We start from the raw sequence: 12,325 nt of genomic DNA, 5'->3' as shown, positions 1-12,325 counted from the left end.
GATCATGCCTGGTTTCGACATTTTCGACACGATTGACCAGTTGCGCAGCAGCGGCGAGGCGTTCTGCGTCGCAACGGTGGTGCGGACGGCAGATGCGACCTCGGCCAAGGCGGGCGCCAAGGCGGCGATCACCCGGGACGGGCGCATCCTCGGCCATCTGGGCGGAGCCTGTGTCCAGCGGGCGGTGCGCGCTTCGGCACAGGAGGCGCTGGCCAGCGGTGCGTCGCGGATGATCCGTGTGAAACCCTCGGACAAGGTGGTGGCGATGACCGATCCGGATGGCGTTCAGACCTTCAAGAGTGGCTGCCCATCCGGCGGTACGGTCGACCTGCTGGTCGAACCCTATCAACACGCACCCCGCCTAGTGATCTTTGGCGATACCCCGATTGCCCATGCGTTGGCGGCTCATGCGGCATTGGCCGGGTTGCGCGTATTCGTTTCGTTTGAGATCAGCGACGAGGTTGCGCAATCATGTTTCGACCCAGACGACGTGGATGCGTTGGGGGTTGAGCCCCGCGATTTTGTGGTCGTCGCCTCGCAAGGCCAGAACGACCGGGCAGCGTTGGCCTCGGCGCTGGGTACGCCGGCAAGGCGGGTGTCGATGGTGGCCAGCCAGCGCAAGGCAAAGGTTCTGACGGACCGGTTGGTATCGCAGGGCATGGACACCGAGAAAGTTGCGCGCCTGAAGTCGCCCGCTGGACTGGATATCGGGGCCATTGATCCCCACGAAATCGCCTTGTCGATCTTGGCCGAGATCGTGCGCTGGCGAAATGCGGACACCGCCGAGGAGACAACTCATGATGAAAAACTTGCGTAGCTGGGTGGCGCGGCTATGGCCGCCCCGACCCGCCCAAACCCCCGAGGATGCCACGGAACAGGCGCTGCGTGTCTTTCCCAGATGTTGCTGAGCAGAGGAATACCCAATGGAACTGACTGACGAAATTCGCATTGCTGCCCCCCGGGACGCGGTTTATCGCGCGCTGAACGATCCTGAGGTTCTGCTTGAATGCATCCCCGGCTGCGAAGAGCTGACCCAGACCGCCCCCAACGAGCTTGAGGCCAAGGTGGTTCTGAAAATCGGTCCGGTGAAGGCGCGTTTCGCTGGCGAGGTGACGCTGGACCAGACCAACGCCCCCGACGGGTTTTCGCTGGTGGGCGAGGGCAAAGGTGGAGCCGCAGGTTTTGCCAAGGGTGGTGCGGACGTCACGCTGACCGAAGATGGTGACGAGACCGTTCTGACCTATACCGCCAAGGTTGATGTCGGGGGCAAGATCGCCCAGTTAGGCAGTCGTCTGATCGCCGGGACGGCCAAGAAGCTCTCGGGCAAGTTCTTCACCCGGTTCGGCGAGGTCGTATCCGCGCAAACCGCTGCCTGAGGCAGGCGCCCGGCGCCGTTCCGGTTGACGAATTGCGTGAGGGGGGTATGCACCTGCATAGTATTTGGCGCTGATGCAGCAGGAGACAGTGGTGCCCCCCACCTCGAAAATTGCCGAACTTGAGAATTGGCTGGTGATGAAGCCCGCTGACCTCAAGTCGATTCGTCAGCTGGTCACACGGCTGGAACATGCGCCCAAGGCTCCGGGTTCGGCCGGTCGTTTTTCTGCCGCGCAAGCGGACATCGTGACCTCGCTGGGCGCCGATTGGCAGGCGGATCTTTTTGAGCCCGAGCACATGGTCGAACAGTACCGCGCATGGTTGGCCGCATTGCGAAAACGCGGTGTTTCGCAAGCGGTGCCGATCGGGCAGGTCTTTTCCGGGCGTGTCCTCAAGGTACGCGGGCAGAACGCCTATTGCGGCGTTTTTCTGGACTTCTTCAAAGTGACCGGCGCCATCCCGGCGCTGTGCAACGACTGCTACAAGGTGCAGATTTTACCGCATGACCTGCGTGCGATGTTCCAGACCTATGCCCTGCTGCTGAAGCTGGATCTACCCAATGACAATGCCCGCAAATGCATGATCGAGCTGCGCGACGGGATCAAATTTCCGTACAAGGCCTATATCTATTGCGACACCGTTGATGACGTGCGCGCCTGCCTGCAGGCGTTCCGCGATCTTCAGGCCAAGCATGGCATTGAAGGAATCAGCAGCAAGATCTCGCACGGATGTTCGGAATACGGGCAGAAGTATCAAGCATTCAAATTTCCGGAAACCGATGACGCGCCCGAGTTCGTTCCCGATCCGCAATGGCCCGCTATCGAAAAGGCCTATTTCAGGTCGATCAAGCTTCCGGCACAGGCCCGGGACAGCAACACCCGTGAGCATGTGAGCCTGCGCGATGTCTTCGCCTTCTGCACATGGGTCAAATACGCCGACCTGATCGGCGACCCGACCAGCGAGGCCTACGCGGCGCTGCGCGGACCGGACCTTCCCCAGCAATTCATCAAGCGGGTGCGGTCACAGGCAAAGATCCGTCGCCGCGAGATGGAGGAATTGCAGAAGACGGAATGAGAGCCGACCACCCGTTCGAGGGTGGTTTGCGCGGTCGTCAAATCTTTTCGGGGATATGGTGCCCAGGAGAGGTTTTTTTTGATTCGTTAACCTTCGTTTTACTCATGGCCAAGCCATTGAGGGTATTCACAAAATCGTCGGTCACCAAAAGCTCCACGTGGAGGGCTGGTCTGCTGATGTGATACATTTTGTGAAACAAAGCCTGAGGAAAAAAACATGAGTTATCTTTGGTTGAGGGGGAAAATCTACTGGTTTCGAATGAGGACGCCAACGAAGTACCAATCAGTACATGAGCCTCGCTTCCTTACACAGCCGCTTGGCACTGATAGCTTAAAAACGGCTCAGGCATTAGCGTATCAAGTGCGTGAAAAACTTCTATCCGAACTTGAAGTCAAGCTGGTTATGGGACGTAGCAGGGGAGATGACACCCGTTATAGGGCCACAATCAAACTCGCGAAGGAAAACGGCATCTCGCCGATTTCCGCGTCAGATTTAGCAAAAGGAGAGTTGGAAGAACTGTTGTCGCGACTAAGTTCGATGTTCGAAAGAGATCCCGCAGCCAATTCTCCGCAGTTTGCGGCAAATTTGGGCGGCTTCGAACTGCCCGACACTAATCTGAACGAGATAGCAGTTCAAATGGGTGAGCTATGTCCGGACAAAGTTGCCCAAAAAAATGCTCGACAAAAAAGGATGTGGCTTAACCGCTACAAGCGCGCAGCCAAGACATTTTCAGAAGTTGTTAGCAACAAACCGATTACAAAAATTTCATCAGCAGATGCATCTAATTACCGTAGAGATTGGGAAAAGCGAGTAGCTAATCAGGAAGTCACAACCCAGTATGCCAACAAACATTTTGGCTATCTGCGGATGTTGGTGGATGCGTATTATGAGAGCTTGAAGGTTGACGAGTTCGAGAACCCATTCGAGAACATTCGGATCAAAGGCGAGGCGAATTGGGAGAAGGCAAAAGACCCAACCAAAAAAGCTGAGTTTTCACCGCATTGGATTGAGCAAAATATCATTAATGGAAGCAAACTCGAAGGGTTGAACGAAGAAGCGCGCGATATCCTCATCGTTTGTGCTGAGACTGGCTGTAGGCAAACTGAGATTTTCGATTTGCCACCTTCGGCAATCAAGCTAGCTGCGAATGTTCCTCATATCTTGATTAGAGTGGAAGATGGCGAGCACCAGCGTGAAATCAAAAACAAGGCTTCTCGCCGGTCTGTTCCTCTTGTCGGCGCGGCACTGGCGGCGATGAAGCGGCACCCAAATGGTTTCCCGCGATATCGTGGCAAAGAGAGCTTTAGTGCTGCTGTGTCGAAGTACTTCGCCGAAAACAATCTTTTTCCGACAGCAAAGCACCAGGTAAGCAGCCTGAGGCATAGCTTTGAATCAAGAATGAGACGGGCCGGGTTAAGCAACGAAGAGCGAGGAAACATGATGGGCCACTCCATGAAGAGCATCAGAGGAAGAGAGGTATACGGAGATGAAACAAGCCTGAGGATTCGGGCGCTGTTTGCAGAGCTGGTATCTTTTGAAACACCATATTGGAAACCTCGAAATCCTGATGAAGTCTATGATGAAATCGACAAAATCTTGCTTGCTGATGGGTTCAAGTTGGTAGGCCGTAGGTAGGATTTTTGGGCAGTGTTCGATATGATGGTCGTTTGAAAATTGGAAAGCCGCTGCTTAGATCAACAAAAGCGTTTTGTCCCTTGTTCGATGATACGAGAACCGCACTTGCCATCGTGCTCGGCGATCTAGGTAATTTATTGAAATATAACCAAGTTGATCTCATACTCACTTTCTCGGCTCACGCGAATAACCTTGGTTGTGCCAATTGGACATGGCCTTTACCAGTTCAAACGAAAAATGAGCATAGTCATGAAGTTTTTTTCAAATTTTCCGGCAAGAAGGTCCGTCGTCAATTGACGATCCTGGACTTTCACTTATTAACGTACGCAAACTTGCCGATTATGACCGCCGATCCATCGTCGTGGCTTAATTCTTCAGGCGGTAAAATCCTTGTATCTGGGTCAAAGGTGGTAAGATGCCTTCACATTCAAAGACCAATCTGAATCAGCGGCTTAGGTGGATATTTTCCATTGATGAAGAGATTTTTCGAGAGGATCAAAAGGAAGTGCGCGTTACCGCGCAGCCTAATTGGAATGCATTCGAAGTTCGCCGAGGCTGCATCCGCTTTGACCCAATCAAGAAACAAGAGGTATTTGAGGGTTTCGAGGTAGACTTCGAATTGCGCGAAGCAGTAACCTGCCTCGACGTCCCGCCCAGCCTATTTGAGGATGGAGTGATCTGGTTCAAGCGCTGGCTGGAACTAATGACGGCCGAATATGGCTCTAACTCTTAGCTGCGGCTCTGTTACACGAATCAGCTGCCGAGATTCATTCCATGAATCCAGCATGGTAGCTGGTCTACATAAGCAGACCAAGACCACCTACCAATAGGACCGAGAGCTGACCGGATTAAAACACGGCACTTAAAGCAATCCGTCTTTAACCTGAGACATATCCGGCAGCCTTGAAGTAGTTCCAGCACTCCTGAGATGAGTAGAGATCGCAGACTTCGGCTATTGCGTCGAACATGTCGGTGAAGGTACGTGCACCGATCCGGCGCAGATGGGCCTTGAGCTTGGAGAATGCCATTTCGATTGGATTGAGGTCGGGACTGTATGGCGGCAGGAAGAGGAACCAGCAGCCAGCGTTGCGCATTGCTCTGGCCGCTTCAGCGTTCTTATGCGTGGCGAGGTTGTCCAGAATGACCACGGTTCCCGGCGAGAGTTCCGGCACTAGCACCTTTTCGACGTAGGCGGCAAAGGCCGGGCCATCCATGGCCCCCCTGATCACCCAGGGTGCGATCATGGCGTCGGCGCTCAGCCCAGCGATGAAGGTCTGGGTGCCCCAGGACCCGAACGGCGCGTCCATGACCAGACGATCTCCGCAAGGGGCCCACCCTCGCTGTCGGGTCAGATTTGTCTTCACTGATGTTTCGTCAATGAAGACAACGCGTTCCGGATGCTTTGACACTGCTGGAATGCGATGCTTGAGCCAGTCCTCTCGCCGTTGCCTTATCTGGGCTTCCAAACAGCTCGCTGCGCAAGACCTCGCCACCGCGAAAGAAATGTCAAAAGACCCATATAGATTTATCTATGATGGGGGCTTTGACGGTAAGTGCCCGATCCAAGTCACGTTTCGGTTAAAAAACAATGCTGGGCGTACATCGCCGGAAAAGTCAGCCCTGGTTTTCGGCGACGACAAAAGGGCACGAACAAAATTGGAAGCGGTCACAGGACCCCTGGCATCATTTCAAAAGTTTAATGGCGCTTAACTCCGACTCAAGGAAGAACGGGAGCAACCTCATTTGTGCTTTTTCATGAAGGTTCTGAGATTGCTCTCACGCCATGGTTTCCCTGTTGGTGAGGGAGTTTTTTCTATGTTCAATTGTTCGGCTATTGCGTTCACGCTCAGACCGGTTTCCTGAAGCTCTAAACTTCGACGCAATGCAAAAGCTTCTCGTTCATGCTTGGAGTTCATCCAGTCCGAGTGCCGCTTGCGCCAATCGCCAAAATGCTGGCCGGGATCGAAAGTCCATTCAGCAGACAGGAGCGGATCAGGCGGGATGCGAATAAATGGCATGTCAGTGTTTTCAAACCATTCGTCCATATACCCATTCCGACGCCAGTTCTGCACAACTGAAAAATCGACGACTAGAATGGTTGCACTATGGGTTCGACACATGCGCTCAATGAAGTCCAGAGCTGATTGGATGTGTACGCTGCTCCTGTCAGGTTCGATTTCGAGAAAAACCTCTTCATGTATGAGATTGTAGTCATGGTCTTTCGCGTATCGTCTGATCAGTTCCATCTGATAGCGAATAGTTTTGCTGACAGTGGCCGCAGCTTCCAAATCTTTCGGTAGTTCTACAAAATGCGCCCAAGTAACAGGTAGTGTCCAATAGAAACCTACAGCGTTTTCCACGCGTTACACTCCCTTAGTTCGAATTCCGCAAAATCCCGAGGGATCCAAATTCAGGTCTGACGGTTGGTTAAGTTGGCGTCAATCGAAAGAATCCACGGAGAACCTTCAATGATCAATAAGACCAAAAAACCGATTTCTAAAAAACTGCCAGCAATCATCCAATTGGCAAAAACGGCCGGTGCAATGATCCGAGCCGAGTTTCATCGACCAGAGGGGCCGCGCGGAACCCTTCACAAGGCCATCGTCGACACCGAAGTAGAAGCCTTTTTGAAAACAAATCTGATGCGCCTTCAGCCGGCAAGCTGGCTTGGAGAAGAGACTGAAAGCTCGTTGATCGACGGGTCTCTGACATGGGTGATTGATCCTCATGACGGGACGGCGGACTTTATGAAGGGCTTGCGCGGGTCCGCTGTGTCCGTGGCGCTGCTTGAAAACAATACGCCCATACTGGGCGTGGTGTATGCACCCACAGCTCCGGACGATGCGGGCGATCTGATAACTTGGGCTAAAGGGGGCAACCTGAAACGCAATGGAAAGGTTATCAATCCGGCCGGTTCCCACGATAAGCCAATTGTTGGATTAAATGCAGATGCAGCGGATTTTGCCCTGGCTAACCACGTTAGCCTCAAAGGGCTCCGTGTGCGCACAGTGCCTAGCCCCGCCTATAGGTTGGCGCTCGCCGCTGTAGGGGAGCTCGACGCTGCCATGAGTTTGGTAGGCGGGTTGTCTTCTTGGGATATTGCTGGTGGACACGCCCTGATAATTGGTGCTGGCAAGTTCATCGCACAGAGGAACGGAAGTCCTATCGATTACAGTCAAACCTCCTTCGATGGTGTTGTCGCAGGTGCGGAAGCTTTGGTACGCGGATTGTCCAGCGCCCAAATGACCGCGCACCCGAGATCCGCCCGCTGCCCTGCCGTTCCCTGCAAACGCACAAATCTGCCCGTTAGCGTCTCGCGTGCACATGGTGTCTTGTTGGGACAATTGGCAGGCGACGCGTTGGGGTCATTCGTGGAATTTCAGGAGGCAGAGACGATTGCCCGCAGGCATCCGGGTGGTGTCGACAGTCTTCAGGATGGCGGCACTTGGAACCTGATTGCTGGCCAACCCACAGATGACAGTGAAATGGCTTTGGCACTGGCCCGGAGCCTGTGCGCAATGGATCGTTTCGACAGAGATCACGTGGCGAATGCTTACGTCGAATGGCGGACGTCCCGACCCTTCGACATTGGAATGACAACCAGCAGTGCAATATCTGCGCTGGCACAAGGTGACCCCGTCGCCTCAGATAGCCAAGCAAACGGGGCATTGATGCGTGTGAGCCCTATTGGGGTCTTTGCAGCCGGAACGCCTGCGCTGGCCGCAGAGATTGCACGCCAAGACGCTTCACTCACCCATCCGAATGAGGTGACCGTTGCTGCCAATGCAGCCTTTGCTGCGGCGGTATCTACGGGAGTGGCTGGAGGGAGCAAGGAAGACATGTGGTCGTCCGCTTATGCCAATGCGGGTCAGGATGAAGGCGCGGCTATCGTACGCGACCGGCTTCTGGCAGCACGAACGAAACGTCCCACCGAGTTCCAGCATCAAATGGGTTGGGTACTTACTGCGTTTCAGAACGCATTCTATTGCTTGATGGCGGAGCAATCGCTTCGGGATGCGGTGGTTGGAACTGTCGCTTGTGGCGGAGACACCGATACAAATGCTGCAATTTGCGGTGCTCTTCTGGGGGCATTGCAGGGACGCGATGCCGTACCGTTGCACTGGCGAAATGCCGTTTTGACCTGTCGACCGGTTGTAGCGGATGACATCCATCACCCACGACCCAAAACCTATTGGCCTGACGATGCACTAGACCTTGCTGAGGCGCTGTTAGTTGCAGGCGCGGCGGCCAACCAAGATGCAGTTTAATTGCAATTCGCAATTGAGCAAAAGTTGGAGGATTGATCGATGAACGACTTCAAAAACTTGAACAAGCAGCGCCAGACTCTGCTGAAAATCAAAATTGATGGATTTATCGAAGCGGCCATTTTGGCCGCAAAAAAAAATAACATTGGTTTTAGCGAAGCAGTGTTTCTCACCACACAGGGTTTGATCAGGGAGATGGCGGCGCAGTCTATTGAGAAAGACAAGGCGCGCATACTAATGGATGCTGCATTTAAGAGTGCCTTTCCCGAACACCACGCGCGCGTCGCAACCCACTGACGACTTTTTGCAGTCTAAAGAAATCACTGTTTTCCGCTGTGATGCGTAGCCGTCTCGAAAGTTAGGAGGATCTTCGGTCGGTCGTTGGTGTGATTGAGTGCTATTTCCTTCAGGAACGAACGTGGTCGCGGTATCGCTCCGAAAAGCCAGGCGTAGACAAATGAGGGTTATGGTGTTCGTTTACCTGTAGGGCCCACTCTGGAATGCAAATTATACGATGCTATCCAAATCAGATTACATGTTGTTTCTCAGGCACCCCGCCTGGCTATGGATCAAGAAACACGCCAGGCATCTGCTGCCGCCGATTGACCCTTCATTGCAAGCGCGTTTTGACGAGGGGCACGCGTTTGAGCCATATGCTGAGGAGCTATTTGGTGATCTCATTCGCCTCGGTTTTTCAGATTTTTCAGAATACCAGGCTCTGACCGCGCGTACTTTGGAGGCTTGGAGAAACGGTGCAAACGCAGTGGCGCAGGGACGCTATGAAGATGGAACCATAACTTGCATCTCCGACATCGTGAGCCGCAGTGGCGATGGGTACGTTCTGACAGAGATCAAGAGCGGGACATCTGCAAAGCCCGAACACACTTTTGATCTCGCATTCCAGCGTGTCGTGCTTGAGGCAGCGGGGTTCCCCATTGCGCGCTGCGAAGTGGCACATGTGAACCGTGATTACGTCAGAAACGGCGAAATCAATCCGCAAGAGCTTGTCAGCATCACTGACATCACGGATTCGGTGACTGAGCAGCTCGAAAAAACACGCACGCGTATCGATCAGGCATTGAGCGTCGTTGCCAGCGGTACGATGCCTGTTCCGTCCCCCGAACGTGCGCGCCTTAAATCCTATGGTGAATGGCTGGAGATCCGCGAAAAACTCGACCCACCTCTCGCGCATGACAGTATCCACCGCCTTCCGTTCATGAATGCGGAAAAAGCCTCGGAACTCATCGCGAATGGGATCACAAAGATTGACGAGATCAGTGATCCATCTGTGTTAGGCAAGTCGACACAGCGCTACTTGAGAGCAGTGGCGAACGGTGAACGCACAATCGATCATCAGGAGTTAAGCAGGTTTCTGAGCGAGATTGTCTATCCGGTTTATTACTTTGACTACGAGACGTCTCAGAGTTTGCTGCCTCCCTGGGACGGAACGCGTCCCTATCAGCAAGTGGCTTTCCAGTATTCCTTGCATATCCAGCATGAGCCTGGCGGAGAAATTGAGCACAGGGATTATCTCCACCGAGACGCCAGTAGCCCGATGCCAGCCTTGCTGAAAAGGCTACGGGAGGACATAGGAAACATTGGCTCTGTAGTGGTTTGGTATGCGCCGTTCGAGAAATCGCGCAATACGGAAATGGCGAATACCTATCCAGAGCACGCAGAGTTTCTGGAAAGCCTAAATGCACGCGTTGTAGATCTTATGAAGCCGTTTGCGGATGAAGTGATCAACGATCCCGCGTTCAAGGGAAGCGCCTCTATCAAGGCCGTTCTTCCTGCGTTTTTGCCAGAACTTTCATACGATGATCTGGATATCAAAGAGGGGGCAAGCGCGTCTCGTCTTTGGAAGGGAGTGACACTGACCCAACCGGACGATCCAGCGCGCGAGAAGGTCTATTCTGATCTTGTGGCCTATTGCACGCGCGACACCTGGGCAATGGTCGCAATTCATCGGGAACTGCTGGCGATGTGAGGTTTAGTGACAATCGTTTATTTCCTCTCTGTAAGATGGTACGCATCCTCCACCAAGCGGCCAAACTCTCCATTTTCTCAATGCTTTGGCGCAGTCCGCTTCTCCGTCTGGTAGTTTTTTCACCTCATGGCTTGCTTCGTATTCTGCAATAGCCTGTTTTTCCGTTTGGGTCAGTTTAGCCATTGTTCTGCACCTGTTAGAACTTAGAAAGGGATGTCGTCATCCAGGTTACGCATTGGTGAGTCAGCGGGCTTAGGCCAGCCGCTCACTAGGTCCGATTGATGAATACCTCCGCTCAGCACTTTCATCTCGCCTCGAAATTTTCGGAGAACTATCTCGACGGTGTGCACGGTCTGACCTTCAAGATTTTCCCAGGTACGCGTCTCAATCGCTCCCTCGACATACACTTTCGTACCTTTGGTTAGCCGCCGTTTGGCTAGGTCCACCAGGTATTCGTCTCGTAGAACGATTTGATGCCACTGCGTCTGCTCTCGCCACGTGTTGGTTTTCTTGTCTTTCCAGCTTGAATTCGTGGCGAGCGAAAACCGACAAATGGATTCGCCATTTTCGAAGATCTTGACCTCAGGCTTTGCACCCAGATTTCCGATAAGAATTGCTTTGTTACTTGATGACATTTTTTCCTCCCGGAACATACCTGTCCCCTGACCACGCAGAGCGCCGCCCTTGAAATATTTCATTGAATTCGTTGTAGGTTTTGGGCTTAGCGCAAGTTTCGCTTGCGCTTGGCCACCCTGCTACGACGCTTGTGCGCGCGCAGCGTGCGCTCAGAACAATGGTAGCAAGTGACTACGTCCCCGGATGGTGACACGATCACTCGCAGCTTGCATGCTTCATCAAGGACAGCTTGGTCTGCCATTTCCGCAACCAATTCTCTCGCCACTTTTCTGCTCATCCTGTAGCTATAACAGCCGTCACGTGTGTCAGATTCGTCCCCGAAGTTGAGCAGCAACAAAAGCGCTTTGCTTGTTATACAGCGTTGAGCAGCACGTTGTTTTGCGTGTTTTGTGAGGGCAATTGGATTTGAGCGTGAGTGGTTCATCCTTCATCCCCTTCCTCAAACAGCAAATTCTCGAATGTTGCCGCTGCTTTTGGGTCCCTGTCTTTAAAACGCTCAATGAATTTCTTCATGTCGGCCTTGGGCGGCAAGTTGTCCTTCAGCCACTTTAACCGTTCATCGGTGCGGTTCTCGTTCCACAAATCTTTGTGCATCAAATCGAGCCTAATCTTACCGTCTGCTATTGCAGTCGCGAGCTCTTTGTCTCCGCTGGTCAATTCAAGGAGAGCGGTTTCGTCGACAACAAAGTCCTTGCTTCCAGGACATTCACCCAGAGGAGTAACCCGAGTTCTAGACGAACCACCTGCCAAATAGTCAATGCAATTCGCGAACGGGTTACCAACTCCAATGCAGTCTAAGTGGTCGCCGGTTTCACTGTCCGTTCCAAATATCAGTCCGCTTTCTGCAAACGCCAGTTCAAGCGCGACATGTTGTACAGAACTTGGATCAATCGGGTAGCGTTGGCTCACCTTCTCGAGTTCGCTGGCCTCTTGCCTTGCAAGCGTGTCAGAAAACTTTGCGATTGCCGCGAACATTATGGGTGCCAACTCGATTACTTCCGTCTGGCTTACGCCGTAACGGTTCTTCAATATTTGATAAGCATTGTGGGAAGCCACAGACAGCCTGGCGCTCACTTGAATCTTACCAGCACTTTGCTCTTCCAGCCGAGGGTCGAGTTTTTCGGGTTCGATATTTAGTTTGGACGCAATTGTCCTGATGTCTTCCTCTCCAGGTTGGTTCTGCCCAGACAACCACCTCCTGACAGTTCGGATATTTTTCCCAGTCCAGTCTTCAATTAGAGACTGCGTGAGTTTTCTACTCTTTAGTGTCTCTTTCAGCAGCTTGTGATCGAGTGCCATACATTGTCCTTTGCTTACCTATTGGACATATAATGAAGGGCATATCCCGGTGTAT

At 53.0% G+C, this 12,325-nt stretch carries 13 protein-coding genes; 8 read left to right on the top strand and 5 right to left on the bottom strand.

Going from position 1 to position 12,325, the window contains the following annotated elements; all coding sequences use genetic code 11:
- Nucleotides 1–4 precede the first annotated feature (4 nt).
- The 5 genes from ACR0JC_RS18550 (at nucleotide 5) to ACR0JC_RS18530 (ending at nucleotide 4,816) form a co-directional block, all read left to right on the top strand.
- Nucleotides 5–817 (top strand): XdhC family protein, encoded by an 813-nt coding sequence (locus ACR0JC_RS18550; RefSeq protein ID WP_170342540.1) that lies wholly within the window; start codon nucleotides 5–7, stop codon nucleotides 815–817.
- 106 nt (nucleotides 818–923) lie between these two features.
- On the top strand, nucleotides 924–1,376 hold the full coding sequence (locus tag ACR0JC_RS18545; RefSeq protein WP_170342538.1) for an SRPBCC family protein: 453 nt from the start codon (nucleotides 924–926) through the stop codon (nucleotides 1,374–1,376).
- Nucleotides 1,377–1,449: 73 nt separating this feature from the next.
- Entirely contained in the window at nucleotides 1,450–2,448 is a 999-nt protein-coding gene (locus tag ACR0JC_RS18540) for a hypothetical protein (RefSeq protein WP_170342536.1), read from the top strand.
- Between the two features lie 216 nt (nucleotides 2,449–2,664).
- On the top strand, nucleotides 2,665–4,083 hold the full coding sequence (locus ACR0JC_RS18535) for a DUF6538 domain-containing protein (protein ID WP_170342534.1): 1,419 nt from the start codon (nucleotides 2,665–2,667) through the stop codon (nucleotides 4,081–4,083).
- 415 nt (nucleotides 4,084–4,498) lie between these two features.
- Nucleotides 4,499–4,816, top strand: a complete 318-nt coding sequence (locus tag ACR0JC_RS18530; RefSeq protein WP_093963836.1) for a hypothetical protein — start codon at nucleotides 4,499–4,501, stop codon at nucleotides 4,814–4,816.
- Between the two features lie 145 nt (nucleotides 4,817–4,961).
- Here ACR0JC_RS18530 and ACR0JC_RS18525 read toward each other — a convergent pair whose 3' ends face one another.
- Together ACR0JC_RS18525 and ACR0JC_RS18520 are read right to left on the bottom strand one after the other, a co-directional pair.
- The gene (locus ACR0JC_RS18525) at nucleotides 4,962–5,576 is read right to left on the bottom strand and encodes an IS630 family transposase (RefSeq protein ID WP_254920189.1); all 615 of its coding nucleotides are present in this window, start codon (nucleotides 5,574–5,576) and stop codon (nucleotides 4,962–4,964) included.
- Between the two features lie 246 nt (nucleotides 5,577–5,822).
- Nucleotides 5,823–6,443 (bottom strand): recombinase family protein, encoded by a 621-nt coding sequence (locus ACR0JC_RS18520; protein WP_170342529.1) that lies wholly within the window; start codon nucleotides 6,441–6,443, stop codon nucleotides 5,823–5,825.
- Nucleotides 6,444–6,551: 108 nt separating this feature from the next.
- On the opposite strand from ACR0JC_RS18520, the gene ACR0JC_RS18515 reads away from it, so the two are divergent.
- The 3 genes from ACR0JC_RS18515 (at nucleotide 6,552) to ACR0JC_RS18505 (ending at nucleotide 10,335) form a co-directional block, all read left to right on the top strand.
- On the top strand, nucleotides 6,552–8,351 hold the full coding sequence (locus ACR0JC_RS18515) for an inositol monophosphatase family protein (protein WP_093963833.1): 1,800 nt from the start codon (nucleotides 6,552–6,554) through the stop codon (nucleotides 8,349–8,351).
- A gap of 39 nt (nucleotides 8,352–8,390) precedes the next feature.
- Nucleotides 8,391–8,645, top strand: coding sequence for a hypothetical protein (locus tag ACR0JC_RS18510; RefSeq protein ID WP_170342527.1), 255 nt, complete (start codon nucleotides 8,391–8,393; stop codon nucleotides 8,643–8,645).
- Nucleotides 8,646–8,883: 238 nt separating this feature from the next.
- The gene (locus ACR0JC_RS18505) at nucleotides 8,884–10,335 is read left to right on the top strand and encodes a DUF2779 domain-containing protein (RefSeq protein WP_480764011.1); all 1,452 of its coding nucleotides are present in this window, start codon (nucleotides 8,884–8,886) and stop codon (nucleotides 10,333–10,335) included.
- Between the two features lie 3 nt (nucleotides 10,336–10,338).
- Here the strand turns inward: ACR0JC_RS18505 and ACR0JC_RS18500 are convergent, their stop codons facing one another.
- The 3 genes from ACR0JC_RS18500 to ACR0JC_RS18490 form a co-directional block, all read right to left on the bottom strand.
- Nucleotides 10,339–10,518 (bottom strand): hypothetical protein, encoded by a 180-nt coding sequence (locus tag ACR0JC_RS18500; protein ID WP_141138502.1) that lies wholly within the window; start codon nucleotides 10,516–10,518, stop codon nucleotides 10,339–10,341.
- 20 nt (nucleotides 10,519–10,538) lie between these two features.
- Entirely contained in the window at nucleotides 10,539–11,033 is a 495-nt protein-coding gene (ssb, locus tag ACR0JC_RS18495) for a single-stranded DNA-binding protein (RefSeq protein ID WP_217354915.1), read from the bottom strand.
- Nucleotides 11,034–11,391: 358 nt separating this feature from the next.
- A complete protein-coding gene (locus ACR0JC_RS18490; RefSeq protein ID WP_093963830.1) occupies nucleotides 11,392–12,270 on the bottom strand; it encodes a helix-turn-helix domain-containing protein in 879 nt (292 codons plus the stop codon).
- Between the last annotated feature and the right edge of the window lie 55 nt (nucleotides 12,271–12,325).

It is taken from the genome of Ruegeria sp. CH5 (assembly GCF_056537025.1).
This window is presented reverse-complemented; position numbering and strand designations above follow the sequence as displayed.

Excerpts from the sequence above, each read along its gene's own strand:
- ACR0JC_RS18535 (WP_170342534.1), top strand. The coding sequence starts at position 2,665 with ATGAGTTATCTTTGGTTGAGGGGGAAAATCTACTGGTTTCGAATGAGG.
- ACR0JC_RS18515 (WP_093963833.1), top strand. The coding sequence starts at position 6,552 with ATGATCAATAAGACCAAAAAACCGATTTCTAAAAAACTGCCAGCAATC.
- ACR0JC_RS18510 (WP_170342527.1), top strand. The coding sequence starts at position 8,391 with ATGAACGACTTCAAAAACTTGAACAAGCAGCGCCAGACTCTGCTGAAA.
- ACR0JC_RS18540 (WP_170342536.1), top strand. The coding sequence starts at position 1,450 with ATGCAGCAGGAGACAGTGGTGCCCCCCACCTCGAAAATTGCCGAACTT.
- ACR0JC_RS18500 (WP_141138502.1), bottom strand. The coding sequence starts at position 10,518 with ATGGCTAAACTGACCCAAACGGAAAAACAGGCTATTGCAGAATACGAA.
- ACR0JC_RS18545 (WP_170342538.1), top strand. The coding sequence starts at position 924 with ATGGAACTGACTGACGAAATTCGCATTGCTGCCCCCCGGGACGCGGTT.
- ACR0JC_RS18505 (WP_480764011.1), top strand. The coding sequence starts at position 8,884 with ATGTTGTTTCTCAGGCACCCCGCCTGGCTATGGATCAAGAAACACGCC.
- ACR0JC_RS18550 (WP_170342540.1), top strand. The coding sequence starts at position 5 with ATGCCTGGTTTCGACATTTTCGACACGATTGACCAGTTGCGCAGCAGC.
- ACR0JC_RS18490 (WP_093963830.1), bottom strand. The coding sequence starts at position 12,270 with ATGGCACTCGATCACAAGCTGCTGAAAGAGACACTAAAGAGTAGAAAA.
- ACR0JC_RS18530 (WP_093963836.1), top strand. The coding sequence starts at position 4,499 with ATGCCTTCACATTCAAAGACCAATCTGAATCAGCGGCTTAGGTGGATA.
- ssb (WP_217354915.1), bottom strand. The coding sequence starts at position 11,033 with ATGAAATATTTCAAGGGCGGCGCTCTGCGTGGTCAGGGGACAGGTATG.